The following is a 22,521-nucleotide window of genomic DNA, read 5'->3' as shown; positions in this document are numbered from 1 at the left end:
TGAGCATTTCCCGCGCACTTGATCAAAATTAACCTACAAAAAGATCGCTGGTACCGCAATTCAAAATTGCCCACCGGAAAAGGGTGTGCTATGAGCGGCATACCACAAGGCAACAACTCACGGAGAACAACTATGAGTGATCTTAAAAAAATGTACAAAACCCTGCAGCAGGACCCCTTTCCCGCTGATATGACCGTCACCCTCGGCGACCAGAAACTGACCTTCAAAAAAAGGACCTGGGAAATCGACGGTGAAACAAAGGGCCTTCGTTACGGCGAAAACCCTGACCAGCCCGCAGCCCTTTACGAGCTGGTATCCGGCGGTCTTGAATACGACGGAATCAAATTTCGCGGCGAAGGACAGGGACTTGTTTCCGCACTCACCGAAGAACACATGATTCAGGCTGGTAAGCATCCCGGCAAGACCAACCTGACCGATGTGGACAACGCCCTGAACATCCTGCAGTACCTCACCGCCAAGCCTGCGGCTGTTATCCTCAAGCATAACAACCCCTGCGGCGCGGCATGGTCCGAAGAAGGCGTTGGCGTAGCACTTCGCAATGCTTTTCAGGCTGACCGTATCGCAGCTTTCGGCGGAGCTATCGTAGTCAACCGCCCCTTCACCATGGAAGCGGCTGAAGTTGTCGACAGTGCATATTTCGAAGTTGTTGCGGCTCCTTCTTTTGAAGAAGGAACCCTCGAAGTCCTCAAGAAGCGCAAAAACCTACGCATTCTCCAGATTCCCGGCATTGCCGATCTGAAAAAAATGCTCGGCCAGCCTTTCCTTGATGTAAAATCCCTCATGGACGGCGGCATGGTTGTGCAGTTTTCTTTCCGCAACCGCATCCTCGATTCAGAAGATTTCATCCCCGCCACCGCAGAGAAAGACGGTTCCACCTTCTCCTCCCGCGCTCCTTCCAAACAGGAAATGGACGACATGCTCTTCGCATGGGCAGTTGAAGCAGGTGTGACCTCCAACTCCGTAATTTTTGCCAAAGACGGCGTAACCACTGCCATCGGTACCGGTGAACAGGACCGCGTAGGCTGCGTTGAGCTCGCAGTAACCAAAGCCCGCATCAAGTACGCTGACGGACTCTGCTTTGAAAAATTCCAGATGTCCCTTTTCGAACTCAAGCTCAAAGCGCTCAAAGATGAGCAGGCTGCAAAAGATCTTGCTGAAATCGAGCAGGCCGCAGTTGAAGCCAAGGGCGGACTCAAAGGTTCCGTACTGGTTTCCGACGGCTTCTTCCCCTTCCGCGACGGCGTGGACCTGTGCATGGCTCAGGGCATCACCGCTATCGCCCAGCCCGGCGGTTCCATCCGTGACCACGAAGTGATTCAGGCTACCAACGAAGCCTCACCTCAGGTCGCAATGGTCTTCACCGGCCAGCGTTCTTTTAAGCATTAAGACAAGAAGGCCTCCGGCGGTCCTGCCGGAGGCCTTAAACCCTTTTTGTAAAAAGGGTTTAAGAATCCCAAAAACTTTTATTAGGCTTCGCCGCTTCGGAAGATTATTCTGTAAAAATTTGGGTGATGCCTGCCATTTCAATAATTAAACATTTATGTTAAGAATGCCCGGATGTCTTGGTGAGACATTCGGGGTTTATTTTTTTTAAGACTTAGCAAGTTAGAACATTACTTCCGCTTGATAGCGAGCAGGCGGAATGCGGGAAACGTTTACTGTATCGGCAAACACAGCAGTTCCCGGAAGGATTTACATGTCCCTATTCAAGGAAGGACGTTACGTAGCGCCCGGAAATATTGTAGAATTCATGCATGGCAATCAGCCTCAGCTGGCTTTTGTCATGGAAGAGCAATCCGGAAAGCTCAAGCTCTATACCATTAACAAACGCGAAACCAAGATGCCCGCAGCACGGGTGCTTCCCTGGATCGGACCGCAATATTCCGCTTCGGCTTCCCGGCAGGAAATGCTCGACCACATGGTCGCCCATCAGGAAAAAAGAGGCGAACTCCAAGCCGGACTTGATACCATGGAAATCTGGGATCTCGCTCAGGGGGAAGTTGAAAAAGCCCCGCTGAACTGGTTCGCCGGGCTTCTCTGGGAAAACCCGGATGCCGACCAGATTTCCGCCCTCGGCAGGGCCATGATTGCGGCCAAGACCCATTTCAAATTTCAGCCGCCCGAATTCATCATCTACACTCAGGAAAAGGTCGAACTTCGTCTGAAACAGCAGGCCGAAGAAAAAGCGCATGAAGAAATCATGAGTGTCGGACAGGACTTGTTCAAGAAAATATGGACTGCCCGCGAATCCGGCGGAAAAATCAGACAGGACCAGATTCCAGCGATGTCTGACGATATTGAGGAAGGCTTGAAATCCTTTCTCATGGACAGAATTTCCGGTTTGAACGAAGATAAGTCCAACAAAATGTGGTCAGCCCTGCGTAAAGGTCTGCCTGATCACCCTCACCTGCCACTTTTGCTTGCTCAAGGCTGGGGAATAGTCAATCCGCACCACAACTACCTGCTGGATGAAGCTGAATATATTTTCGATGACAGCTGGTCCGCTAAGCATAACATCGAAGTGGATAGGCTGGTTAAGGCAGTGGAGACAAAGGCCGGCGATCCCTGCCCCCTGCCCATGCGCAGCATTGACTCCGCCACCACCAAGGACATTGACGATGCGTTCAACCTCAAAAGACGGGAAGACGGCGGATACACCCTAACCATAGCTCTCGCCCGTCCCTGTATGGACTGGGATTTCGGCTCTGCTCTTGATCAGGCAGTCATGAACCGCGGAACGAGTGTCTACCTTCCTGAAGGCACCAGCCATATGATGCCGGAAGCCCTCGGTATCGGTGCATTCAGCCTTTTTGCCGGGGAAGTACGCCCGGCACTGATCACCACTTTTGAACTTGATGAGCACGGAATCCTGCAATCGGTGACACCGCACAACGGCTGGGTAAAAATCACCGACAACTCCACCTATCTTGCGGTGGAACAGATGCTTGAAGAAGGCAGCGATGACGAAATGGCGCTTGCTTTTGAGCTTTCTGAAAAACTTTTGCAGGAGCGTATCAAGCACGGAGCAATTGTCATTCGCAGGCCTGAACCGGAACTTTCCCTTAAGAACTGGCCGCAGCAGACCAAGGTAATCATGTCTGCCAAAGAGAAGACTACCCGTGCGGATCAGATCATCAGTGAGTTCATGATTCTTGCCAACTCCGGTTTGGGCAAATTCGCCGAAGAAAATGATTTTCCCCTGCTCTACCGCACACAGGATATTGCCCTGCCATCCGATCTGAGCGGGATCGTCACTGAGCCTCACGAAATTTACATGCGGGTGCGTCAGATGGTTCCCCCGCAGATGGATACTACCCCCAAAAAGCACGCAACGCTGGCTGTGAGCGGATATAGCCCTATCACTTCGCCCCTGCGTCGCTATGCGGACTTCATCAACATGGCTCAGCTTTGCCATTATCTTGTTGAAGACCAACCCAAATGGGATGCCGACGAGCTGAAATCACTTGCGGAAAACCTGCAACTTCGTTTGCAGTCGGTCATTAAGATCCAGAGATTCAGACCCCGTTACTGGAAGCTGCTCTATCTGGCCCAGAACCGGAAAGGCTGGCACCATGCGGTTGTGGTAGACGACAACGGCCCTCTTGCCACGCTGGCCATGCCTGAAATCCAGATCAATGTCAGGGTTCCCCGGCCTATGCTTGGAGACAAGCTTTATCCCGGACAAGGATTTCAGATTCGCTTTAACAAAATCGATCCGCTGACCAACGAACTGCGGGTTGTTGAAGCCATGGAAGAATAAATTTCAAAGAGAGGTAACGCTTATTTCCGGTTGTTATTTTGGCTGGAATTAGCATATATGTAATTTCGGTTTTTAAGGCAGCACGAAGCTTTAAGAACTGTCATCAAACGGAAACTTACAGGTAGCCCGGACCATCCCGCAATGGGGAAAAGCAACGGGATGGACCACCGGCAGACCTGAAACGGAAAAAGACTTAAAGGAGTTAGCGCATGCTCTGGATATTCTGGCTGGTTTTCGCCTATTTTCTGGGATCAATTCCCTTCGGACTTTTCATCGGTAAAATTTGCTGTAACTGCGATATCCGCACCGAGGGCAGCAAAAGCACCGGAGCCACTAACGTGGCCCGCCTCTGCGGATTCAAATATGGCGTGGCTGCACTTATTCTTGATGTTGCCAAGGGCTTTGTTCCCGTTCTCATGGCCTGCCAGTACAGCCATAACTGGATTTTCATCTCTCTCGTAGCCGCAGCAGCAGTGCTCGGTCACGTATTCTCCATCTTTCTTGATATGAAAGGCGGTAAAGCTGTTGCAACCACTATCGGCGTATTTCTGGCGCTGGCCCCGGTAGCAACCATTTATTCCATCGTCTTCCTGCTGGCTGTAATCGCCCTTTCCGGATTCGTATCCATGGGCTCTCTCACCTTTGCAGTGGCCCTGCCTTTCTTTAGCCTGGTAACAGGCTCCATCGGCATGGTCCCGCTTGCTTGCGGTATGACCGTACTTTTGTTCTGGACCCACCGGGACAACATCAGGCGCCTTGCTAAAGGCCAAGAAAATTCTTGGAAGAAAAAGAAATAACCCCAAAAAAAGGGGAGCCGCTTGGCTCCCCTTTTTTATTACCTAAAATTCGTCTTTATACTTTTCCCTGATCGCCATAATTTTATCTAGATTCTCAAAGAAAAGATCCACCAATCCGGGATCAAACATGGTTTCCCGTTTCGATTTGAGAAATTCCAAGGCCCTTTCAACTTCCCACGCCTGCTTGTAAATACGGTCACTGCACAAAGCATCAAAGACATCAGTAATGCAGATAATACGTCCAGCTATACTGATTTCATCACCCTTTAAGCCTTGAGGATAACCTGTTCCATCCCAGTATTCATGGTGTTCATGGGCAATGGTAGCCGCAGCCTTCAGCAATTTTCGATTGCTGGCCCGAAGTATATTATAGCCAATTTCGGTATGGCTGCGCATAATTTCCATTTCTTCCGCACTAAGCTTTCCGGGCTTAAGCAGGATGGAGTCAGGAATACCGATTTTACCGACATCATGCATGGGAGAGGCATAGTAAAGTTCATCGACCTGAACAGCATCAAGGCCGACAGCCATACCAAGAATTCTGGCTATCTCTGATACCCGGATAACATGAAAAGCGGTTTCCTTTGAGCGAAATTCTACAACTTCGCCCAGCATACGCACAATTTCCTTTTGTGTATCCAGAATTTCCTGATTCAAATAGATATTATCAAAAGCTACGCCTACGTTATCAGAAAAAATCTTAAGTAAATCCTCGTCCTGCTCACTGAATTCACTTCCACAGTTTTCCACATAAAGAAGATGCGAACCTTTCTGGTGGGTTGGCAGGTAACCGATGTAGTCATTATTTGTAAAACAGCCACATCCCTTCTCACGCACCATTTCCAGCTCTTCCTTAGTCTGTTCAGAAATAACGCTGCATTCTTCAATTGACGAATTACAAACAGCATACTTCCCAGTTGAGGCAATGATCCTCATGTTTTCTTTATCCGGACTGGAAACCGCTACACCGTCCCCCTCCAGATAAACCGAATCCCGCAAACCGATCAAAGAGATAACCTGAGTGAGCACACCCTGCGCAAGGCGTCCCACCGACTGCTGTTGAAAAAGACTTCCGGAGGCTTCAATAATATGCTTCAAACCCTTGCGGTTCTGCTCAATAACCTGAAGATCCCTGTAAGACCGAAGTGATGAAAGGACAGAAGTAAACAGACGCTGGGCTGTCAGCTCAGCCTTATGCTTATAGTCATTAATATCATATTCAATAATGACCTGCCGTTCCGGAGCCTGTCCGGGTTGCCCGGTGCGCAGAATGATACGGACCAGAGTATTCTTCATTTTTTCGCGGATGGTTCTGACCAACTCCAATCCGGCATGGTTGGTTTCCATAACCACATCAAGAAGAATTACCGCTACATCAGGATGCTCCTCCAGTACGGAAACCGCCTCTTCGGCGGAATACGCACTCAAGAATTCGAGTCCGGCGCCTTCAAAGGAAAAATCATCAAGAACGAGACGGGTTGTGCTATGAACGTCATCTTCGTCATCAACAATAAGAATCTTCCAGCTCTTTCCTTTCACTGCTCCTACTTCTTCAGGAGTCTCATCGGCAAAGAGAAGCTCATCATTATCAACCGGATTAGAACCATCTACCATACACTGACCTCGCTTGAATATCACAAGGGGATTTCCACCGTAAAAACAGCCCCCCCTTCGTCCGAACAGGAAACATCTATGCCCCAGTTATAACCACTGGCAATTCTATTTACAATACTTAATCCCATTCCGACAGCTTCGGGGCGAGTCGTAAAAAAGGGATCGAAAATATAAGGTAAATCCTCACTTGAAATACACTTCCCGTTATCAGAAACTCTGAGCTTGCAAACATCACCCTCAACACTCACCTCGATACTGACACGGGGCTGCTGCGCATCCGCAAAAACAACAGCATTAGAAACAAGCTCAACCATAACCTTCGAGAGTAAATCAGGACGAGAATCTATATCCTGCTCTACAAAATCAATATCAAAATGGACATCCCTGCCAAGTTCATCTGCGATTCCCTTACAAACATCAACCGCCTTTTCTCCAACCTCCTTAATATCTGCACTGCAGTGATCACAACGGTCTATCGCTGCAAATTCAGATACACTGTTAACAATATCTTCCAACCTGGCAGTCTCATGGGAGATGGTTTCAAGATACTCCATAGCCTCGGAATGCGGTCCCAGCTTACGGGAGGCAAGGTTTGCAAAACCGTTAATAGTCATGGTCCGGTTACGGATTTGGTGAGCCACAGACTTAGCCATCTGCGCCAGACTTTCACGATTCAGCTCAATCTTACGCAAGTCGCGGTAGGAACGCAGAGCTGTGGTCATGGAAGTGGTCAGCCTTCTGGAGGTCAGCTCCGCCTTCTGCCAATAATCGTTAATGTCCAACTCAGTAATGACCTTGTGCTCCGGGGCAAATCCGGGCTGCCCGGTACGCAGAATAATCCTGATAAACTGATTATTAAGGTCACTCCTGATCCTGCGCGCAACATCAAGTCCTGCTGTATTTGTCTCCATAACAACGTCAAGCAGAACCACTGCAAAATCAGGATTAGACTTGAGTATATCTAATGACTCTTCCCCGGAATGGGCACTGACAAACTCAAGCGGACGATCTTCGAATGCAAAATCCCCAAGAACCATTCTGGTCATGGAATGAACATCCGGCTCATCGTCAACTATAAGCACCATCCATGGTTCAAGATCATGCTCCGTAGACTCTTCAGTTTCCTCTCCGGAAAAGAGCAATTCATCATCTGCGAACAGATCATCACTATTCATGCAAGTCCTCGTGGAATAACCAAAGTAATTGAACAATCTTACCAATAGATTATCCCAGATAAAAAAAAAATCAAACTGTATTATGAACTTAGTCAGCTATTTCTTTAATCTGTAACGTACATTATACATTATTTTAAACAGATAGCTATTTTCACTTGAACATGAAGTCCATATAAACTAAGGTTCCGATAATATATACACACAGGGACGAATTGGAATGACGGAATTACTTGTCGCATCAATTGCACTCATCATTTTTGCCTTCATTATTTACTCCTCATACTCTGCACAAAATGCAAAATATGCCCAGAGGAAGAAGGCATTCGAGTTGAAAGAACAGCACATGGAAAAAACCATGGAAAAGATTCGTTCTGAAATCAACTTGATTGAAAAAGAAGTAGCAGATACTCAAGAAAAAATTGATGAGTTGGATATCGACTCAGTCGAAGATGATGTTAATTCAAAAGACTCTTAACTGCTCACACGGCACTGTAAGATTTCAAAAGCAATGACATTTTCTATTATATTTGTCTTATTCGGCACCATAGCCACAATAGTTGCCTGCAAAACCATTGGCGGCAATTTTGAGCTTAAGAATGATGCTTTGGCAAGAAAAGAGAAAAATCTTGTTGAAGCTCAGCAAGAGTTGCAAGGAAGGCGCAAAGAACTTTCACGCAGATTGGAAGAATTAAAAACATTTCAAAAAGCCGGAATTAAGACAGAAGCCGCTTCAAAGCCCAAGGAAGAACCCACAGACTTAAGAGGCTGGCTTGTACATCGGGGCATACTGAGCGAAGCACAGTTTCTATCTGCAGAAATTTATGCCACTGAAAAAAATATTGATGTAATAGGAGCCCTTTTGACTTTGAATATGGTCTCCGTTGATATTTATGAAGAAGCAAAAAAATTAAAATTGATATAAAAAAAACCGCACTGGAAATCCAGTGCGGTTTTTCTTTTGCATCATCACAAGTATTTAAAATTCATTCTTATAAGTCTCGCCCCGGTGGACATGATACTTCAAGTCATACGTTTTTTTCAGATGTCTGACCAAAGACTCAACAATATCATCATCAAGCTTCTGAACCCAGACAAACACACGACGAGATCCCTGCTTCACCCCCTCATAGGAAGTAAAAACAGTAGAAAGCCTTACGCCCCTTGCCCACATGTCGCTCAGCAGATCTTCGAGAGCGCTCGCTGTATCCTCAAGCACAAAAGCAAACTGAGAACTACCTTTGCTTACACCGGTTACAGTAGTTAAAAAGCGGTAGATATCTACTTCAGTGACAATCCCGACCAGACCGAATTCGTCAACAACAGGCAGGCCTCCGATTTTCTTTTCCAAAAGAATCTCAGCAGCAACCTCCATGCAGGTGTCCGGAGAAACGATGTAGGGATCATGAGTCATAATGTCTTTGATCTTGAGCCCCATCAACCCGTCACCCTTTCCTGCGGTATTGTCTCCGGGCAAAAACTTAGAAGGCATTGCGTCACGCACGTCCCTATCGGAAACAATACCTACGACAAGACCTGAAGCCTCTGTCACCGGAATCTGCCTGATTCCGGCATCACGCATCATTTCCATGGCGTCGATTATTGGTGCACCCGGCATAAGGGTCAGCACCTCTTCTGTCATCCAGTCCCCTACTAGCATATTTTTAACTCCTGAATCTCATCATTAATCTTACGAAGAAGTTCGTATTGATCAGCAAAAAAGTCAAAGGTTAACTGCCTGCCTCCACAGAGGCAGCTACAATTTCCGCCCGTAAGCAAGAAAGACCCTGTAACTGGCTTTTATACCTGATTCTCCCCTGTATAAATTCTCGTACTCTTCAACAAACCGGCGATACTTTTCACGCCCCCATGAGATATTCTCACTGGAAGCAACAGCTCCGGTCATTTTATGCTGCTTCAGGAAATGTTTTACGGAAGGGAAGAACACCTCATGCTCCTCACTTGCGTAATCCACCTTCAGCCCTGACATATTGTCAAAAAGTTCCTTATAAAAAGAGTATGGTTTAAGTTCCTTAACTGAACCAAATCCGGTCCTTGCACTAACATCGGCCAGTTCCGCAAGTGTTCCGTGTGTGAAGATGGCTATGGCGAAACTTCCACCGGACTTCAAGACCTCAAAGCTACGCGGAATGGATTTTTCCGGGGCAGCATACCATTGCATGGCAGAAGAACTTACCAGCAGATCAAAACTCTCACCGGCAAAAGGCAGCTCTTCACCATCAGCAGCAACAAGAGATGCTCCGGAATTCTTTTGCTCCATGAGCATAGGCCGGACCAGATCAAGTGAAATATAGTTCCCGTAGGAAATGCGCTCCTTTAGTTCATCGTGAAGAAAACCGACTCCAGAACCTATATCCAATACAGTGCGAAATTCATTTTCCGGACAAAGAGCAGCACAATTTCGAGCAACTATGCGCTGCACGGAAGCGGCCTTGCTATAGCTGGAAGCAGCTTTGCCGAAACACTGGCGAATCCTTTGTTTCACGTAAGTTCTATCCCTTGATGATACTCATTAATTGTGTTTCAGAAATTTTATGGCCGCCTTCAAAATTAAGGATTTCCGCCTCCTCAATTACTGCCGTAAGCTTTTCAAAAGCCTTACGACGGACAATGCGGTCCTTTGAACCGTGAGCAATAGTGCAATGAGATAAATTCATAACTTCGTCCGGTTCAATCTTTGAAGTAATAAGATATTCAAGTCCGGCAATCAGGAAGTCATGGTCTGCCGGATCATATGCTGGCGGCTTAGTCTCACCACAATTTTCATGAAACGAACTGACCACCGCCGCAGGATCACTCTCCATTCCGGCTATCATACCTTTAATCAATCGTGTGGGAAAAGAGTCGGTAAACGATAAAAAGGGAGCAATCAAGAGGACCTTTCCATATAATCCGAATAAATGGCGGCAATCCTTCAAAAGCATATGTGCTCCGGTAGACCATCCCACCAGCACATCGCCCCCGCGACCAATCAATTCCGGCAACTCATTCGGCTCAAAGCCCGTGAACGGCACCAAAAAACGGGCAGACTCGGACAACAAAGGATATTGCTGCCTAGAAGTAGCCCACCCGCCGACAAAAACTATACACATTCTTCCAACTCCACCTTCAACCCGGCAAAAGCATCCTTGATCTTCTGCAAATCTGCTTCAGTTAAATCTGCGCGCAGGGAAAGACGCAGTCGTGCAGTCCCTTCGGGAACGGTTGGAGGACGAATGGCAGCAGCGTAAATTCCCTTTTCAATAAGCCTGTCACGGGCAATGAGTACAGTTTCATTATCGCCAATGATCACCGGGATTATCTGGCTTTCGGACTGACCACAATCAAAACCGCAGGCTTCAAGGTGACCTTTCAACTCCCGGCTCATGCGCAAAAGTTTATCCCCACGAGACGGGTCCTCGACGACAAGGCGCAAAGCGGCAAGGTTTGCGCCGATAACAGCAGGCGGCAAAGCAGTGCTGAAGACAAAGGAACGCCCTTTGTTGCGCAGGTAAGAAATCAGATCCTTACGCCCGGAAACAGCCCCGCCAAGAGAGCCGAAGCCCTTGGAAAAAGCCCCCATATGTAAATCCACGCGTTGGGCAATCCCCCGTTCATAGGCTATGCCTTTACCCGAACCGAAAATTCCTTCAGCATGGGCTTCATCAATAACCAGCATGGTGTCATAAAAATCGCAAAGGTCGGCAATCTCTTCAAGATAGGCCAGATCACCGTCCATGCTGAAAATCGTATCCGTAATAAGGATTCTGTCTTCCGCGTCTTTTGCGGCTTCCATCCGCTTCTTCAAATGAGCAATATCATTATGGCGATAGCGAACCTGACGCGCACCGGACATCCTGATGCCATCCAGTATGCTGGCATGGTTGAGCTTGTCTGAAAAAACAACACTGCGCCGCCCGGCAAAACTATCCATGATAGCAAGATTGGCAGCATAGCCGGATGTGAAAAGCATGGAATCTTCCTGCTCTTTGAAAGAAGCAAGTTCACGCTCCAAATCATCATAAATACGGAAATTACCGGTCACCAACCGGGAGGCGGCAGAACCGCAGCCGTATTGTTCCACAGCCTTAACTGCAGCGCTGGTAAGCTGGTCGTCATTGGCAAGTCCGAGATAATCATTGGAGGCAAGGTTAAGCAGTTTTCTGCCCTGGAAAACAAGTTCCTTATCTGCACCGCAATCCACTTCGGGAATTGTTCTGAGCAGAGAGCTGTTCTCAAGATCAGCCAACTCGCCCTCAATACGGCGATAAAAACTCTTTGGAGTCATAAAAACTAAATCCGGCAGTAAAAAATAAAAGGAAGTTTTAAATGCTGAACAGGAAAAATAAGACTCATGGCCCAGAATAGCAACCATGTTTTTCAAGTGAATAAAAATTTTAAGATCTCAAATGTGCAAACCATATATTCCAACGCAGCAAAACCTTCAACCCGGCCCGCATCGTTGACAGCATGAGGACTAAAACTATAACTGTTATACATCATCTTAGAAGGAGAAAAGACATGTCGATCAAAAGGCTTGCTACCTATTTTATTCTGCTAACCATGGCCGTTGCCCTCTGTGCCTGCAACATCAAAAACACAGCACAATTACCGGCCGAGCCCGACTACTCTAAAGATAAATTCTGGTCCATAAAAGACGAGAACATTAAGCATAAGGTTGATGTTTTCTTTGTACACCCCACAACATACGGTCCGCCTGCAAACGGTCGCCTGATCGCTGACTTAAACGATCAGAAGCTCAATCACGTAACTGACCGTGATACGGTTCAATGGATAACAGCCGCCTATGCCGGCTCCTGCAATGTTTTCGCCCCCCGCTACCGCCAGATGAATATTGAAGTGCTTCAAATGGACGATCAGCATCTGCAGGAATACTTGAAGACCCCGGTTGCAGATATTGAAGCCGCTTTCAAATACTATCTCAACAATTTAAATAACGGGCGCCCGTTCATTCTGGCCAGCCACAGCCAAGGCTCTTTTGTTCTGCAAACACTGCTGCGCAATAAACCGAAGCTATTGGATAAGAACAAACTTGTTGCTGCCTACATGCCGGGATGGACCTTCACAAATCAAGACCTCCACGACCTCGGTCTTAAGCTGAGTGAAAAACCGGAACAGACCGGATGCTTAATCACTTGGAATACAATCGGCCCCGATGGAATCTCTCCCACAATAAAAAATGGAGCGCGCTGCGTGAATCCGCTTTCGTGGAATACTGCCACAGATGAATTCCCGGCATCCATGAATATAAAAGCTAAAATATTCCTCAGTCCCGGCAAGAAATTACTCATCAAAAATTTCACCGCTGCGCGCATAAATGAAGCAGGGGCGCTTGAAATACCAACTCCCAAAGGAGAAGTGGCAAAACAATTAAACATGTCACTGGGAAAAGAGGTCTACCATCGATACGATTACGATTTCTTTTTCTACAATGTGCAAAAAAACGTGAAGCAACGTTGCGAAGCCTATTTAAAAAGACACAAATAAGCTAGGGGTTGGTGACCATTATCACCAACCCCTAGCTTATTTATTATTGCAAAATTTCACTGACTACGCTCCGGCCCAGCACGGATTCAAACACATGTCTGTAATCATCCGGTGAAGCTGAACCATCCCTGCAAACCCGGCTGAATGCAGCCCGGGTTTGCAAACTCATCTGCCCGATATCAAAATCTTCATGACTTCTCTTTGCCGGAATTTCGCGATGAATAGAGACTCCGGACTGTTCTTCTACTTTATGAATCATTTCGCTCATTACAATTTCTCCTTGATATAAATTTTACCACCCTTGAAAGTGACCCCGTCCCCGCTCACAGCCATTGCCAGCCGCTTGATATTAGGATTATCCTCCAGCGCAATTTCTGTTCCGGTAATTTTGAGGTCGTCGCCGTCAAAGGCATGAGTATAGCTGTCCGGGGTCAGGGTGCAGCGGTTGGGAATAGCAATCTCTGTGGCATCAGTCGGAGCCTGCGCCAATGCGGTTTTCAGGGTGATGGTGACAACAGTTTTAGTAAACTCAGCTATCGGAATTCTCCGACAGGGGATGACCCAATGACTAACGGTTTTGGTCTGTCCATCATTGTAGCCATCCGGCCTGTATCTGTAGGCAGTATCTGCGCCCTGCTCGGAGGAGGACCAAATATATTCCCCGACCAGACTGGAAAACTTATTGCTGGTGGAATCGTCCTCCGCATCTATCAAAGCATGGTTGGACACAATATCTGCAAGCTCCTGCCTATTAGGTAGGAACCAGTCGGCTTTTCCTTCAAGGGTGAAGGCTTCACAATATGATGCAGCTGCGCACTCAAGCCCCGCTTGGATTCCGGTATTATATACGCCCGTATGGGAATCAACACCGCCAGAGGCAACAACATTATCCAATTGCGACACATCGGTACCAGTAGCCCCCCATGCACGCTGCACACGCGCATCGCCCAACGCGACTACAATGGCGCACTCTACGCCGTCAGCGTCAGTTAACGGGCCAAAGGCTACACCGCCCCATCCCCGCGCTGCGGTGGATTCAGTTATGGGAGTCTGGGCTTCCTCCACGAACTCAACTTCGACCAACTGACCGCCAATCAAAAGGTGCTTATGAAGACCTCCAAAATATTTATCTTTGATGGATTCGTGACTTTCAACAACAATCTTCGCATCTGAGCTTGCTCCACTTTTTAGCGACAAGGCTTTCTTCGGTCCCAGATACTCACCTACTGCGCCTGCACCTACCCTGATCTGCATAGGCTGCTTCTTCACTGCCTTTGTCGGGACCCCGGTCAAGGGCTGAACTAGTGTGGCGGCGTATTCAACCGTTGGTGAAGACATCACTTTCATGGCCCACACGCCGGACATTCCAGTGGCCCGATAACTAGGCGGTGAGGTTGCATCGGGGTTGCTCCAGAATGCGGTGTAATTCGTTCCAGTATTCTGCACCATTGCCCAGTATTTTGTTCCGGCAGTCAACTCCACAGCAGGTACAGACATTTCACATAATTGATTGGCTACAGGGAGCACTACTGGACCATACCCGGACAGATTCACACCGGGAACACCGTTATTGTCTGAAAAAATAGCTACTGAGCACTGGGCATCAGTATTAACAGAGGCCCCAGCTTTTAACGTAACTGTATCCACCGTGTAATTTTTCGTAGGGGTAAACTGGGTCCCGCCGGGGCTGTATGAGCCATGAAGACGTAATCCGTCGTCTCTCGCACCCTCAAATGTATCAAGCAATAAAGTTGAGGGATCGCCGGAGGCTTCAACACTAGCTACGACAGCCTCGCCTTTGTCGGTGATAATTACATCACCAGAGGCAACTAGTGTTGCCAACCTGAGAACGGATTCGGTTGTGCCGTCCAGTATAACCAGCTTGCCGCTGGTTTGGAGGATTTCCGGTTTGGCGGAAACAATCTGGTGCGGGTTGTCACCAACGGCAGAATGGGCCGGGGCATGGATACTGGCAGAATCAACAGTTGCACCGGGATAGCCAGCAGTTGAATCGGTAAAAACCATGGTCGCACCGTCCTGCACAGGAATATCCTTAACCAACATCTTATGCGTAGCTGTATCGGAATAGAGTTCTCCCCGTCGTCTCCTGATGACTTCAATGCTTTTAGTAACATCAGCAGCTATGGATTCAAGAACCCAGCTAATGGTGTTCCCTGAAATTGAAATAGAACCGAATCCGAAGGTATTAATTTCATACGAAGTGATCCCATCGTCGGTATGGTCGGTAATTACAATTAAAACAGTCGTGCCTTCCGGGGCCTCAGCCGGAGCGGACAGCACAGGGGGGGAACTCCGTAAAGGGCTTAAATCACCCACGGCAATCTGGATGGCAGAATCCCTTGCATCTTCTGCTGCCGACTGAGCCAGCAAAGCTGTGTCACGGGCTGCTTCTGATCCGTTTTGCGCCACTTGCGCATCAACAAGCATCCCCCAGGCATTACCTTCAGCCTCTTGGGCACCGCTACGAGCGACTACAGCTTCATCCCTTGCATTGGTAATGGTCTGTACCATTTCCTGCGGGGTAAAGCGCTCTTCTACGGGGGTTGAAATGTCATATTTCAAGGCCCGGTCAACCTGCTCCTGCAACTGCTGGTCACGCATCACCCCCCGGTCAAAAGCTTCATTTAAAAGCTGTGCGGAAAAGGGATCATTATCCACCAGTTCCAATTCCTGCGTGTAGGCAATTTCCCGGTAAAAAGTGATACTTTGCCCTACGGGAAGTGGTTCTCCGCTAATCGGGTACTGCGCCCGACCTCCCGAATAACTCCCCACACCAGAAACAATCTTGAAATCACTGCCCAACATCAGCCGCTCTTCCCTGCCTTCGCCATTACGCAATACAGCGCAAAGGTCCTCAGCCCTGAAAATACGAAAGTTAAAGTCAAAAAAACTCTGAACACCGTCTCCTGCAAAAGTGATAGTGTTCCTGCTTGAAACCACAGTCATAAATTACTCCTGTTAACATTACTAACTTACTCAAAAACCTGCCTTCTAGTTATAATTTAAAAAGAAAGGCGGACCTGAGTAACCTGACTCAGGTCCGCCCTAAAACTATGCTGGAAAAATTATCCGCCTATCTATGAACTCAACATGCTCCCGGCCATGCTCATCCCCTGATTCAAAAGCGAACTGTTTACTGATGAATCATTTTTATTTGTAATATCCTGTGTAGCATTGGAGTTTAAAACCGACCTGCTGTGTGCGGACCAAACCGACAGGTCGCCACGCTCAATCATCCTGTTGGAATTTATTTCCGCCTGATATTTCACAATTTCAGTATCATAAGCGGCCTGACGAATAGTATCTTCGCGCACATCCACAACAGAACCGGAATCCAGGCGCACGCCCTTATGCCCGGCAATAGAATGGTTGCGGCGGTAAAGCTCGCGTCGCAGAGTCGCCAGCTTGATTTCAGCATCCTGCTTGATGAGCTGAGCTTCTTTGTAACTGACACTGCGATTATATATACCCTGCTGCATCAGATGGTAATTATTCACCTCAGACATCTGGGAATTGTATTGCACCTCGTTACGCACCTGACTTCCACTAAGAACAGATTGTCCAAACTGGGTCATCATACCCAAGTAGCTTGATCCGCCCCCACCGCCAAGCAGGCTTCCACCTGCCCCGGCAGATGATCCAGAGGTTGCACCTCCGGCGCCGGAGGTACTCCCCGTACCAATCATATTGGAAAGCCCATGCCCCGTTAAACCGCTAAGACTCCCACCGGACATTCCACCGTTACCAAAAACACCACTCAAAGCATCCGAACCGACATTACTCCAAGAAGTTCCCTGACCTGAAATTCCTCTTGTGGCTGCTCCCATGGCCATATTGCTTGCGGCACCTGCAAGCATTTGCGAGCCATAATTATAAATAACGCCCATTGCCATCTTAATTCACCTCCATCTTGCGTCTTGCTACCCGACGAAAGGCATGGAAATACTCATCCCTGCCCAGCCGAACTTTTTCCTTTTCAAATTCAAAACCACACCAATTGTGCCAGAGCACACTTTTTGTGTTTTGTGCACAAAACCATGTATCCAGCTGAGGGAATGAACGCTGGAGCATATCCAACAACCTCCGGGATGCCCTTGCAAACGGCAACGGACTCTTATCCACAGCAGTACTACCAACAACCCACGGGGTGCCGACTCCGAACGACATGGGTATGACCCCGAAAATTGCCTGAATGTCCCCATCACGGAACAGCCCGTAAACAAACTTCGAATACTCCACATCACCCATGATGATTTCGCGCACTGATTTTCCGGGGTGCAAACCTGCCATATCCCGGCGATCGCTTTTACGAATATTAGCAGCCACAAAATCGACATCTTCCAGAGTGGGAATACCCAGCTTTAAAGATGATCCATTATCCAAAGAACTCATGAGTACACTGAAACTTCCGGTATCAAGGCCAGAACAGAGAGCGGCAAGGGCTGATCCTGCCGGATATAGATTTGCCCGTCACGGTCATAGCCGCGGTTGAACTTGACCTCATAGTCTCCGGTATACAAAGCCGGAGCACCGCCTACCTTATCCGCCGAGGTACGGAACGGGGCACGCTCCAGATGCTCTCCGTCATACCCGACCTGCAGACCCAAGGATTGAAACAAGCGCACAATGACATGGGAGATGCGTTTCTTACGCCCCTGAGCTGTACCGCCGGACATTGCTCCACCCTCAAGACGCAGAGTCTTCATATTTGAAACATAGGGAAGCCCGGCATGGACCACCTTGGCAGGAGCAGTAAGGGTAATAGAACCGTCTTTAACCACAACATCCGGACGCACGGCACCGTCAGCCAGTACGGAAACGGTTTTCCCCTCTAGATGTTCAAGGCCGCTGAAAACCGTATCTGCTACTCCTTGATCATAAGTCAGCCCAGAATCAACAAAGAAGGCATCAACCGAACCTTCACCGATAAACTGGTTCTCCATGCGCTCAACATATTTACGGGCAATACCGCCGACCTCCCGTTCAACAACAGTCCAGACTTCCTCCTGCGTTGGGCCGGGGATGGTGCATACGGAACGGAATTTTCCATCTGTGGAATGACGGTGAAAGCCGACTACTTCATGTTCGCGCTGATAAGTCAGGCCAACCATGGTACCGTCATCACGAATCATCCAGATTACTGAATCAGGCGACTGCTGGTAAGCCCATTCAGTTATAGAATTAGAGCGGGTCAGGTGTTCAGCAAGAATAGTCAGATCCGGGGCTGTGTAGCCGTCAGCCTCAAAGGAATAGGAAAGTTCCCGAATAGTACGTCCTTCGCGCTGCAAGAAAATCATCACTCCGCCCACAACTACCGGGGGAATTGACGCCGACCCGTGGGTCGTTTCGCGACGGACCATAACCGAGTTAGGCGTAACCGCGTCCGCACTGCTCCCCCCGGAAAGCCACCATTCCCCGCCGGAAGTACCCATAATCAGCTTCTTGGAACTGACCATCCAGCGGATAGCATTCACCTGATCTGCTGAAAGGGTGTAGGTACAGGCATCATCATCCACCACAGGAGCAGAAACCCCGAAATCCTCATACGATCCGGCTTTACTCATCCAGATGGTCTGGGGACTGGACGGACTGGCGGCAAAACAAAGGCGTTCTTCAAAAAATGTCACGCAAGACGGAAACCCCTTATCGCTGTTCCAATCTCCCGGCGGGGAACTGAATGCGACAAGCTCCATCTTCCAATCAACATGGGATGTGCGTGAAAGCTTGTAAGGCTGCACTTCGGGATGGACCAGATACATCACATCGGCAGACTGGGTGAAACGGATTCCCGGCAAATCGCTTTCAGTGTATGGGCTTCCTACCTCTACAGGATCGCCCTGCTCGTCCACGACGATTCCACCATTCTTGAAAATACGAATATTGTGGTCGGTAAATTCTAGTACATAAGCCTGCTCAGTAGAAAATTCAAAAGGGATCAACCGAGTCTTAGGGTTGATTTCCCGGACCTGCACAGCCTCAAGAACACCCGAAAAATCCGCATCAGCGATAATGGAAAGTAATCCGTCTGCATCTGCCTTGGACCGAAAGGCATAATTTCCGCCTGCAGACACAAATTCACTCAAACTCCCGCTCCCAGCACTGATACTGATTGAACCGGACTGGTATACGCTAACCTTAAAACTGATCTCATAAATGCGGTCCGCAACAAGCTTCAAGTCCCTGCTGAGTATTGATTTAGCAGTCTGGGTTCCGTCACAAGTAGCTTTGGCGGAAGCCACAGTCCACCCACTACCCACGATCCAGCCTGTCGCGGAATTAAGAGTTGTAGAGGGAAGCAGGTTACGGCCCATGACCTCACGGATAAAGCGAAATCCGGTCCTCCGGGAGGCTCCGCCGTGAGGATGGGTGAACATATTCTCAAGCTCGGCAAGCCCGTTGGCATACTTGGCAAGATCTACCCTGCCGCCCAGCCGGGGTGAAAGTTCCCCGGCACTAAAATTAGTCATGATAAGGGAAACTGACATGGTTACGCCCTCCAGACCGGGGAATCCATGCCGTGAATTCCCCTTGCTTCCAACCACGGATCATTGGGGATGTTATCCTCCCTTCCTTCAGCTGAATCGGCCAAGCGCGCAGACTGCATGGCATTAAGATATAGGGTCCACATTTCCCGGGCCTTGGTTGTGGAACCCGTAATGTCGTCAGCCATTTCCGCAGCAAGACGAGCCGCAAAAGCCATCACAAACGAGGGATCAAAAAGGACCGGATTGGTCACTTTCATGGTGTAAACAGCCGAAGCCCCGTCACGGTCGGTAAGAATTTTGTCTCCTTCAACCACAAAATCATCATCCGGGGAATTAAGTTGCCTGAGGTGCAGGCAGTCTGAAGGAAGCTGATACTGATGGGCAAAGCCGAAAGCCGGATTATCTGCAAGCCTAGCCAGCCGTGTACGCGAGGCCGCAAAATTCCATGGATGCTCTCGAAGCACCGCATCACGGACCTGATCATAAAAAAGATAACAGGTAACAGCTTCCTGCGAACTGTCGCTCAATGATTCGATAAGCCTCGCCCCAAGTTTTCGTAAGGCAAGATTGCAGATTTTAACCTCTGAAACAGCCATATTTTCTCCTGATATGTTTAGGAAATACGATTTATTTCGATCTCCTTTGCATAGTCAGGATAAAATTGAGGGCGGACCTGAGTAACCCGACTCAAGTCCGCCCCGATAGCGATTTAGTTGTGATTTCTTTACGTCTGATCATCCATCATGAATAGGAAGACGGATAACAAAACGAGTTCCCTCATACGGTTCGGAGAAAACCTCCATGGCACCACTATGACGTCTTGTTACGATAAAATACGAAATAGAAAGCCCCAGCCCGGTGCCCTTGCCAACCGACTTGGTAGTATAAAACGGTTCGAGTATCCGCTTGCGTACCTCTTCGTCCATACCGGGACCATTATCCTCTATCTCCAACACAGCTGAGGATTCATCCTTATAGATACGCAGAACAAAACTTGGCCCACCTTCTTCATAGGACTTCTCACCCATGGCCTCAGCGCCATTCTTCAACAAATTTAATACGACCTGCTGAATTTCGGTTTCATCACATTTTACCAGCATGTTCTGTGAGCTAAACTTCTTAATTATTTTTATTTTCCTAAAATCATAATTTTTACTGTAATCAAACCCCTTCATAACCAAGCTCAGAGTATTATCCACGATTGAACTTAAATTATGGGGCGCAAATTCACTGCCGCTTTTACGGCTAAAGCTGAGCATTCCACGGACAATCGTCGCTGCCCTGATTCCTGATTCGTAAATGCCATCCAGAAATTTCAAACAATCTCTTCGTTCAAGATATTCTGTTATTGCTGAAAACGATATTCCGCATTCTTCTGCAATCTTAGAATTCTTTTTGCTCTCCCGGCCCAACCGCCTTTGCAGGTTCTGGACAGAACCTACTATGGCGGCCAAAGGATTATTAATTTCATGTGCCATTCCGGCTGCAAGGCCACCGACAGACATCATTTTCTCGGACTGAATTATACGTTGCTCATTCAGCTTCCTTTCAGTCGTGTCCACCACAGAGCCTTCAAAAATGACCTTCCCATCCTGATCAGTAGTCTTGCGGGCATTCATAGTAATCCAGACTATCTCACCGTCCCTGCGCTTCATTTTCACTTCAAAGCCTGTAAGTGTTCCTTTCTCCCGCATTGCTGTAAGCAGAATATTACGATCTGCTTCTTCAAAATATAATTTCTTCCCGACACTATCCAATACATGGAGAGCTTCTTCCGGAGAATCATATCCAAAGATTTCAGCAAAAGCCGCATTTGCCGCTAACACTCTACCTTTAACACTGGTCTGAAAAATCCCCTCCTGAGCATTATCAAATATGGAGCGGTACTTAAGCTCTGAATGTCCAAGATCTCTACGGGCTTTTCGCAAGGCCAAAACATTTTTGATCAGGACAATCACTAGAAGAGTCATTGCGCAAAAGACAAAAACAGTGCTCCAGACAAGATAAAAATATTCTTCATAGAACGAAAAAGGCTCATTGAGGATAACACTTTCTTCCGGGAGTAACTCAATAGGAATCCCGTATTTATCAAGTGACTGCCAATCAAAAATAAATGCATTGGCACCGATCTTCATAACTGGGATATCATCGGCATTTTCACCCGCAAGCACCTTACGGGCCACTTCACTCATCATAACGCCCTGATGATATCCACTGATGACTTTACCACCTATGACATCATCACGAAGATTAAAGCGCAGCAGGCAATATACCGGAACCGGGCTGTCTTTTGTAAGCATACTACCCAGCTTCTCGTATGTTACATATTTACCGTCCCGATCTGAATAATAAACCCCCAGCAGGACAACACTGCCCGCCTTCATGGATTGAATCTTATCCCTCAAACCGCCAATGGTAAGATTCTCATTGTATTCAATACGGACACTACCTTTAAAGGATGTAAGGTTCCGTTTAAGGGTAGCCTCCCAAGCCCGCCCTGTTTTGAGGTAATCATTGATTACATAAATGGATTTTGTCTCCGGCAGCTGTTTGAGTATGACCTCAACGGTTTCCCGCGAAGACATTATTTCCGCTACTCCGGTAAACTTTTTCAGCCCCTTGATTTGCTCGTCCGCAAAATTATTCACTCCACAAAAAACCACCGGTGTTGCTGGAAAAAGTTCGTCCCGGTTCTCACGCAAAAAATCATAGGCATTGTTATCCGAAGACATGATCAGCGATAAATTTATATTTGCAAACTTCGCCCTGAACATATCTTTAATTCGTGCGTAGTGCTCAGAGGAATGGTACCGTTTGGTATCCATATATTCGATATGGAGAACAAGGTCTTTGTAGGGAGGGACTAAAAGGGTATCGCGAATTCCTTGTTCAATATTAGCGATCCACGACATACCTGAATGATAAGAATGCAGCACCAGCACATGACGCACCTCGTCAGCACGGACAGGTAAAGAAAAAAAAAGAAAAATACATACAAGTCCGCATAGCCGCATAAAACCAGCGCATACATATTTGCATAACACTTTTGCCATATATATTACCTAGCACAGTTCAGAGGCTAAATCTACGCAAGGCATAATGATAGCGACCAATCCAGTGTAGCGTTACTTTCTGCAAAATTA

The 22,521-nt window shown here is 47.8% G+C and carries 19 protein-coding genes; 6 read left to right on the top strand and 13 right to left on the bottom strand.

Annotated features, from left to right (window positions below):
- Window positions 1-132: 132 nt before the first annotated feature.
- The 3 genes from ACO05Z_RS07040 to plsY all read left to right on the top strand — a co-directional run bounded on the left by ACO05Z_RS07040 (window position 133) and on the right by plsY (window position 4,578).
- Window positions 133-1,407, top strand: a complete 1,275-nt coding sequence (locus ACO05Z_RS07040; protein ID WP_421901452.1) for an IMP cyclohydrolase — start codon at window positions 133-135, stop codon at window positions 1,405-1,407.
- A gap of 256 nt (window positions 1,408-1,663) precedes the next feature.
- Window positions 1,664-3,781, top strand: a complete 2,118-nt coding sequence (locus ACO05Z_RS07035) for a ribonuclease catalytic domain-containing protein (protein WP_421901451.1) — start codon at window positions 1,664-1,666, stop codon at window positions 3,779-3,781.
- A 209-nt stretch (window positions 3,782-3,990) separates the two neighbouring features.
- Window positions 3,991-4,578, top strand: coding sequence for a glycerol-3-phosphate 1-O-acyltransferase PlsY (gene plsY, locus ACO05Z_RS07030; RefSeq protein WP_421901450.1), 588 nt, complete (start codon window positions 3,991-3,993; stop codon window positions 4,576-4,578).
- A 42-nt stretch (window positions 4,579-4,620) separates the two neighbouring features.
- Here plsY and ACO05Z_RS07025 read toward each other — a convergent pair whose 3' ends face one another.
- Together ACO05Z_RS07025 and ACO05Z_RS07020 are read right to left on the bottom strand one after the other, a co-directional pair.
- Window positions 4,621-6,192 carry a DUF3369 domain-containing protein gene (locus ACO05Z_RS07025; protein ID WP_421901449.1) on the bottom strand — a complete coding sequence of 524 codons (1,572 nt, stop codon included), beginning with the start codon at window positions 6,190-6,192 and terminating at the stop codon, window positions 4,621-4,623.
- Between the two features lie 20 nt (window positions 6,193-6,212).
- Window positions 6,213-7,367 (bottom strand): hybrid sensor histidine kinase/response regulator, encoded by a 1,155-nt coding sequence (locus tag ACO05Z_RS07020; protein ID WP_421901448.1) that lies wholly within the window; start codon window positions 7,365-7,367, stop codon window positions 6,213-6,215.
- Between the two features lie 217 nt (window positions 7,368-7,584).
- Between ACO05Z_RS07020 and ACO05Z_RS07015 the strand changes: the two genes are divergently transcribed.
- Both ACO05Z_RS07015 and ACO05Z_RS07010 read left to right on the top strand, forming a co-directional pair.
- Window positions 7,585-7,842 carry a hypothetical protein gene (locus ACO05Z_RS07015; protein ID WP_421901446.1) on the top strand — a complete coding sequence of 86 codons (258 nt, stop codon included), beginning with the start codon at window positions 7,585-7,587 and terminating at the stop codon, window positions 7,840-7,842.
- A gap of 33 nt (window positions 7,843-7,875) precedes the next feature.
- The gene (locus ACO05Z_RS07010) at window positions 7,876-8,289 is read left to right on the top strand and encodes a hypothetical protein (RefSeq protein ID WP_421901445.1); all 414 of its coding nucleotides are present in this window, start codon (window positions 7,876-7,878) and stop codon (window positions 8,287-8,289) included.
- Between the two features lie 54 nt (window positions 8,290-8,343).
- Here ACO05Z_RS07010 and ACO05Z_RS07005 read toward each other — a convergent pair whose 3' ends face one another.
- The 4 genes from ACO05Z_RS07005 to ACO05Z_RS06990 form a co-directional block, all read right to left on the bottom strand.
- Window positions 8,344-9,024 (bottom strand): CBS and ACT domain-containing protein, encoded by a 681-nt coding sequence (locus ACO05Z_RS07005; RefSeq protein ID WP_421901444.1) that lies wholly within the window; start codon window positions 9,022-9,024, stop codon window positions 8,344-8,346.
- A gap of 96 nt (window positions 9,025-9,120) precedes the next feature.
- Window positions 9,121-9,870 (bottom strand): methyltransferase domain-containing protein, encoded by a 750-nt coding sequence (locus ACO05Z_RS07000; RefSeq protein WP_421901443.1) that lies wholly within the window; start codon window positions 9,868-9,870, stop codon window positions 9,121-9,123.
- 7 nt (window positions 9,871-9,877) lie between these two features.
- On the bottom strand, window positions 9,878-10,477 hold the full coding sequence (locus ACO05Z_RS06995; RefSeq protein ID WP_421901442.1) for an alpha/beta hydrolase: 600 nt from the start codon (window positions 10,475-10,477) through the stop codon (window positions 9,878-9,880).
- On the bottom strand, window positions 10,468-11,652 hold the full coding sequence (locus ACO05Z_RS06990; RefSeq protein ID WP_421901441.1) for an aminotransferase class I/II-fold pyridoxal phosphate-dependent enzyme: 1,185 nt from the start codon (window positions 11,650-11,652) through the stop codon (window positions 10,468-10,470). The genes ACO05Z_RS06995 and ACO05Z_RS06990 overlap by 10 nt, the downstream gene beginning before the upstream one ends.
- A 233-nt stretch (window positions 11,653-11,885) precedes the next feature.
- Between ACO05Z_RS06990 and ACO05Z_RS06985 the strand changes: the two genes are divergently transcribed.
- Window positions 11,886-12,872 (top strand): DUF3089 domain-containing protein, encoded by a 987-nt coding sequence (locus tag ACO05Z_RS06985; protein ID WP_421901440.1) that lies wholly within the window; start codon window positions 11,886-11,888, stop codon window positions 12,870-12,872.
- Window positions 12,873-12,915: 43 nt separating this feature from the next.
- Here the strand turns inward: ACO05Z_RS06985 and ACO05Z_RS06980 are convergent, their stop codons facing one another.
- The 7 genes from ACO05Z_RS06980 to ACO05Z_RS06950 form a co-directional block, all read right to left on the bottom strand.
- On the bottom strand, window positions 12,916-13,140 hold the full coding sequence (locus ACO05Z_RS06980; RefSeq protein ID WP_421901439.1) for a hypothetical protein: 225 nt from the start codon (window positions 13,138-13,140) through the stop codon (window positions 12,916-12,918).
- Window positions 13,140-15,839, bottom strand: coding sequence for a choice-of-anchor R domain-containing protein (locus ACO05Z_RS06975; RefSeq protein WP_421901438.1), 2,700 nt, complete (start codon window positions 15,837-15,839; stop codon window positions 13,140-13,142). The genes ACO05Z_RS06980 and ACO05Z_RS06975 overlap by 1 nt, the downstream gene beginning before the upstream one ends.
- Window positions 15,840-15,970: 131 nt before the next feature.
- Window positions 15,971-16,786: a hypothetical protein gene (locus ACO05Z_RS06970; RefSeq protein ID WP_421901437.1), complete on the bottom strand. Its 816-nt coding sequence runs from the start codon at window positions 16,784-16,786 to the stop codon at window positions 15,971-15,973.
- A gap of 1 nt (window position 16,787) precedes the next feature.
- Window positions 16,788-17,285: a hypothetical protein gene (locus ACO05Z_RS06965; RefSeq protein ID WP_421901436.1), complete on the bottom strand. Its 498-nt coding sequence runs from the start codon at window positions 17,283-17,285 to the stop codon at window positions 16,788-16,790.
- Window positions 17,282-19,378, bottom strand: coding sequence for a hypothetical protein (locus ACO05Z_RS06960; RefSeq protein WP_421901435.1), 2,097 nt, complete (start codon window positions 19,376-19,378; stop codon window positions 17,282-17,284). Before ACO05Z_RS06960 ends, ACO05Z_RS06965 begins: the two co-directional genes overlap by 4 nt.
- Before the next feature lie 2 nt (window positions 19,379-19,380).
- Window positions 19,381-19,974: a hypothetical protein gene (locus tag ACO05Z_RS06955; protein WP_421901434.1), complete on the bottom strand. Its 594-nt coding sequence runs from the start codon at window positions 19,972-19,974 to the stop codon at window positions 19,381-19,383.
- A 138-nt stretch (window positions 19,975-20,112) separates the two neighbouring features.
- Window positions 20,113-22,431, bottom strand: a complete 2,319-nt coding sequence (locus tag ACO05Z_RS06950) for an ATP-binding protein (protein WP_421901433.1) — start codon at window positions 22,429-22,431, stop codon at window positions 20,113-20,115.
- Between the last annotated feature and the right edge of the window lie 90 nt (window positions 22,432-22,521).

This window comes from Maridesulfovibrio sp. (genome assembly GCF_965230075.1).
Taxonomy (GTDB): domain Bacteria; phylum Desulfobacterota; class Desulfovibrionia; order Desulfovibrionales; family Desulfovibrionaceae; genus Maridesulfovibrio.
This window is presented reverse-complemented; position numbering and strand designations above follow the sequence as displayed.

Excerpts from the sequence above, each read along its gene's own strand:
- ACO05Z_RS07040 (WP_421901452.1), top strand. The coding sequence starts at position 133 with ATGAGTGATCTTAAAAAAATGTACAAAACCCTGCAGCAGGACCCCTTT.
- ACO05Z_RS07035 (WP_421901451.1), top strand. The coding sequence starts at position 1,664 with ATGCGGGAAACGTTTACTGTATCGGCAAACACAGCAGTTCCCGGAAGG.
- plsY (WP_421901450.1), top strand. The coding sequence starts at position 3,991 with ATGCTCTGGATATTCTGGCTGGTTTTCGCCTATTTTCTGGGATCAATT.
- ACO05Z_RS07025 (WP_421901449.1), bottom strand. The coding sequence starts at position 6,192 with ATGGTAGATGGTTCTAATCCGGTTGATAATGATGAGCTTCTCTTTGCC.
- ACO05Z_RS07020 (WP_421901448.1), bottom strand. The coding sequence starts at position 7,367 with ATGAATAGTGATGATCTGTTCGCAGATGATGAATTGCTCTTTTCCGGA.
- ACO05Z_RS07015 (WP_421901446.1), top strand. The coding sequence starts at position 7,585 with ATGACGGAATTACTTGTCGCATCAATTGCACTCATCATTTTTGCCTTC.
- ACO05Z_RS07010 (WP_421901445.1), top strand. The coding sequence starts at position 7,876 with ATGACATTTTCTATTATATTTGTCTTATTCGGCACCATAGCCACAATA.
- ACO05Z_RS07005 (WP_421901444.1), bottom strand. The coding sequence starts at position 9,024 with ATGCTAGTAGGGGACTGGATGACAGAAGAGGTGCTGACCCTTATGCCG.
- ACO05Z_RS06995 (WP_421901442.1), bottom strand. The coding sequence starts at position 10,477 with ATGTGTATAGTTTTTGTCGGCGGGTGGGCTACTTCTAGGCAGCAATAT.
- ACO05Z_RS06990 (WP_421901441.1), bottom strand. The coding sequence starts at position 11,652 with ATGACTCCAAAGAGTTTTTATCGCCGTATTGAGGGCGAGTTGGCTGAT.
- ACO05Z_RS06985 (WP_421901440.1), top strand. The coding sequence starts at position 11,886 with ATGTCGATCAAAAGGCTTGCTACCTATTTTATTCTGCTAACCATGGCC.
- ACO05Z_RS06980 (WP_421901439.1), bottom strand. The coding sequence starts at position 13,140 with ATGAGCGAAATGATTCATAAAGTAGAAGAACAGTCCGGAGTCTCTATT.
- ACO05Z_RS06975 (WP_421901438.1), bottom strand. The coding sequence starts at position 15,839 with ATGACTGTGGTTTCAAGCAGGAACACTATCACTTTTGCAGGAGACGGT.
- ACO05Z_RS06970 (WP_421901437.1), bottom strand. The coding sequence starts at position 16,786 with ATGGCAATGGGCGTTATTTATAATTATGGCTCGCAAATGCTTGCAGGT.
- ACO05Z_RS06965 (WP_421901436.1), bottom strand. The coding sequence starts at position 17,285 with ATGAGTTCTTTGGATAATGGATCATCTTTAAAGCTGGGTATTCCCACT.
- ACO05Z_RS06960 (WP_421901435.1), bottom strand. The coding sequence starts at position 19,378 with ATGTCAGTTTCCCTTATCATGACTAATTTTAGTGCCGGGGAACTTTCA.
- ACO05Z_RS06955 (WP_421901434.1), bottom strand. The coding sequence starts at position 19,974 with ATGGCTGTTTCAGAGGTTAAAATCTGCAATCTTGCCTTACGAAAACTT.
- ACO05Z_RS06950 (WP_421901433.1), bottom strand. The coding sequence starts at position 22,431 with ATGGCAAAAGTGTTATGCAAATATGTATGCGCTGGTTTTATGCGGCTA.